This window comes from Pseudomonas sp. ICMP 3272, assembly GCF_001466905.1.
Taxonomy (GTDB): Bacteria; Pseudomonadota; Gammaproteobacteria; order Pseudomonadales; family Pseudomonadaceae; genus Aquipseudomonas; species Aquipseudomonas amygdali.
The window spans coordinates 1-1,371 of the sequence record NZ_LKEK01000116.1 but is presented as its reverse complement, the minus strand read 5'-3'; the positions used below and the strand labels follow the sequence as shown (position 1 = coordinate 1,371).

Annotated in this window: 1 pseudogene; it reads right to left on the bottom strand. The window is 54.3% G+C overall.

The annotated features are described in order from the left end of the window. Positions 1-1,371, bottom strand: a pseudogene (locus tag AO068_RS25175) (hypothetical protein); the annotation flags it as partial.

Sequence of the window (1,371 nt, the reverse complement as noted above, 5' to 3'; positions counted from 1 at the left end):
GACGGCAGGCCCTAACCAGCCCGAACACAAAAAAACTGATACTCCCATCGATTTGGACCAGCAGCATCTTCGCAACCACCAACCTATACTATCCTGCTTGAAGTAGTTTAAGGCCGTTGTAGCGAATAGGTACACTGCACCTATAAGCAGTAAAGTCAGACTAAACCACGGACTCATCGCCACAGCAGTGATGGTGATTGATGGAAAAAGCCCCGCAATTAATTGAATGGCACTGCCTGCTCCCATCATGAGCACTGATGCAAATTTTACCTGCATCGCTATCCTCTCTTCGGAAGTCTTGGCTTGCGTTAGGTCATTTTGGATATCCAAGACTTCTAAAGCAGCAGCCGCTACCCCAAACCCACCCATTGCCACCATCGAAACCCTGAACCCTCGTATTGCATCAGCCCAGGTTACATTTCCCTTGGCTTTCCAATACGCACTAGGCGTCGCATCCCTGATGACGCTCCATGGCGCTTCAACAAACACCGCCATCAACAGATTGAAGCTGTACCCCAGTCCATACGTGACCTTGCCAATATCCTTGGCACTGAAGTCTCCATCACGAGTAACGTCCCGGTAAGTGAGCGCGGTATTGATGAAATTGAGCATGATCACACCCCAGGTGATCGAGCCCGCAGTGCCGCCGAGTCGGTCTGTCCAGCGTTTGGCTTGGGCCAGCCAGTCCTTGGCCAGGGTTTTGCCGGACTGGAAGTACTGGCGAATCTCGTCCTGCAGTAATTTGGCGTATTCGTTGTTCTGGAAGTCGAGCAGAGCGGGGATGCTCAGTTCGTGGACGCGCAGTTTCTGTTTATGGGCGTGCAGGTTGCGAGCAGTGCTTTGGCGTGTGTTGTAGGCGTTCGGATATAGCCAACTGCGTCGGATATCGCTGATCTGCTTGTTGAGTACCTGCCACCCGCGGGTCCACTCTTTTAGTTTGATGAATACCTGTTGATCGACTGCAATACGCGCCTTCGAATCAAGCAAAATCTGGCCAATCAACAGGGTGCGAAGCAATGCGACGATGTTCTGCTGTTTGCCAAGGGCCATGGGGCTGTCGATGGGCACCCAGGCCAGCAGGATGCTCTCGAGCGTTGCCTTGCCTGCGCCGCTGGCCAGTTCGCCGAGAGCCTTGAAGGTACCTTGAACAGGTTGCTTCAGCGCCTTCATCCACGGCTTGTCGGCAAAGCCTTGGTGATTGAGGGCACCATTGAGTTCGCCAATGCGCGTGGCGAGGTTGGTGACGTCGCCAAGGCCGTTCAATAGCGCGTCGGCCTCTTGATGCAACGCCTGTTTGAGCGCGGGTGAGAAGCCGTAGCGCAAGGTACCAAACAGCGTGCTGGCGTTGGCTTCCTGCTCGGCCAGCCAGGT